The sequence below is a fragment of the Myxacorys chilensis genome (assembly GCF_059505265.1).
The window spans coordinates 1-2,568 of sequence record NZ_JCACKG010000260.1 but is presented as its reverse complement, the minus strand read 5'-3'; the positions used below and the strand labels follow the sequence as shown (position 1 = coordinate 2,568).

The following is a 2,568-nucleotide window of genomic DNA, read 5'->3' as shown; positions in this document are numbered from 1 at the left end:
CTTCACCGACTCTTCGCAAGAGGTCTTCGTCCTCCGGCTGACGGACCGAGATCTCGTCTCCCATGCGCGCGCGCTTCTGGATGGCGAGGAGAGCGATCCTCGGATCGGGGGAACTGTGGAGACGACCCCCGTCTCCTACAACATCGGCTGGTCCTATCACCTCGACCCAGCGAGCGTGTTCTTCTTCGAGATGTCCACTGAGGTGGGCGACTCGACGATGCGCTACATCGAGAACCATCTGGACGAAGTCGGCGGCCATCTCCTCCCGGGGCGGGTGTGGACAGGTTGGTCGTCGACGCTCACTGGCGAGTTGCAGCCCCAGTCGGGCGACGCGGGAGCGAACCGGCTGGACGGTACGGCGGGCACGGACTTGTTGTTCGGGAGGCGCGGCGACGATCGGCTAGAGGGCAGTGGCGGGGCCGACCACCTCGTGGGCGGACCTGGGGGCGACCACCTTCTGGGCGGATGGGGTGATGACAAGTTGTCGGGCGGCACAGGCGATGACCGGCTCGTAGGAGGCCGGGGTCAAGACGTGCTGGTCGGCGGGGCGGGGCACGATTGGCTGAGTGGCGGGCCGGGAGGCGATCGGCTCGAGGGCGGATCGGGCCACGACACCTTCGTCCTACGGCCGGGCGGCGGGGCAGACCGGGTTCTCGACTTCGTCGACGGGCCTGGGGCGGATGACCGGATTGACCTGACGGCCTTCAAGCTGGGGAGCTTAGACGAGGTCGGGATAGTGGCGCGAGGCAGGGATCTGGTTCTGCACCTGGGCGAAGACAGCCTGCGGCTGGTGGGCTACCTGCGCGATCATAACATGAGCGAACTGGGGACGCTGGATGTGCTGCTCTAGGGGGCCTGACAGAACCCTCGTTGCAAGCAATTCTGTTCGTGTCAGGTGATTTGAGACTGCCGGCGCGGCTCAAGACTGGAGGGTCTTGGTTCCCATCTGGGGGTGAGGTTAAGCGGCGGTGGCATGGTGCTGTAAGCGACACCGGCGCCTGAGAACCGAAAGAGAGCATTACAACGGGACCGCCTGAATGGGTGGCATGTCGATCCTGACCGTTCGTTTCACGCACTCAGGCGTTGTGATTCTCAGAATGCGCCGACCACGCCCGTCCGCCTCGAGTCGCCGACCTCGCCGGTTCTGTCGGCTTCTTGTCGGCTCTGCGAAGGGTAATTTCTACTCTGGAAATCATAATCTTAGGACAAGCGTCGGCACGTTGCCAGGGTGTTCGGGTAAGTGCCGCTGTTTTCGTCCCCCGCCGATTTCTCTCCCTGCCGTGGTGAACCCACCCTTCTGGGGAGCGCAACAGGCGCCCCCATAGAGGACCATCGAGCATGACCACCAAGAAGAGGAAGACGCGCCCGACGAAGCGCGCCGCCACGGAGGCCCAGAGCTGCCTTCTCGAACTTCTCTCCGTCCAAGGCCAGAGCCGCCGCCGTCCGATCAACCCTGACGAGCGCAACGCGCTGATCGCGATGCTGGCTATCCGGACGAACCTTGAGGCCCTCGACGTGCGCCGTCTGGTCCCGCAGGGGTTCATTCTGGCGCGGATGTTACGCCTGTTCGAGGAGACCGACATCTCCTACGCGCTCCCGCTCTTCCATCTCATCATGATCGCCGCGTCCTGGCTCACCCAGAGGGGCGCCGCCCTCGAGGTGCCGGGAGCCGGCCGCATCCTCCCGACGCTCTGGACGATCGGACTCGCGGAATCGGGGAGTTCCAAGACCCTGGCTGCGGATCGCGTCTCGGCGATCCTCTCGGGCGAGGACGGCCGAACCGCCGTCCGCATGTTCCCGCCCAGCGGGTCCGACGCCCAGTGGATCCAGGATCTTGCGGAGAACAACGGCGCCTTCTGGTTCCAGGACGAGATCGGCAAGTTCATCCATGCCGTGCTCCGCGACTCGAAGTTCGCCCGGATCAAGCCGTGGATGCTGAACGCCTACAGTCACCAGCCGATCGCGAACCGGCTGAAGGGGGAGAGCACGAAGCTGGAGATCGCCCGGCCGGCCTTCACCCTGCATGGCCTGAGCGTCCTCTCGACCTGGCGTGCCGATGTCGATCCCGTCAGCATGCTCGACGGCTACTGCCAAAGGCCGAACTATTACGTCGCGCCGCCCCGCATCGACGGCGACATGTTCGACCACTTCCTCTACTTCGCCGGCGAAGGGGTCGCCGCGGCCGAGGCGGATCTGCGGGAGCTCTGGCATGCGCTCTGCGCCCAGCCTGGAGCGGCGGGACCCTACCACCTCGGTGAGGGAGTGCTCGAACATCTCGAGGCCTGGTGGCGGGGACTTCGGCCGGTCTGGGGCGAGGGCGAAGTACCGGGCTCATTCATCCGGCGGATCGGCTACTCGGTCCTGCGGTATATGCCCGTCCTGCATTTCCTCTTGGGCAAGGCTCGCTGGCCCATCGATGTGGAGACGGCGCATCTCGCGACGCGCTTTGCCGAGTACCATCTCGAGAGCACCCGGCTCATGCTCCAGTCCTACGACGAGCGCGCGGTCGAGAAGGTGCGGCGGATCGCCGACATCCGCTCTGCCCTCCAGCTCTCCGGCAAGGAGGCG

At 65.4% G+C, this 2,568-nt stretch carries 2 protein-coding genes; both read left to right on the top strand.

Annotated features, from left to right (window positions below):
• On the top strand, window positions 1–850 hold an 850-nt coding region (locus AC5JLB_RS26735; RefSeq protein ID WP_495876872.1), incomplete at its 5' end, for a BP74-related protein.
• Window positions 851–1,338: 488 nt separating this feature from the next.
• Window positions 1,339–2,568, top strand: a 1,230-nt coding sequence (locus AC5JLB_RS26730; protein WP_495876871.1) for a YfjI family protein, incomplete at its 3' end; no start/stop codon positions are given.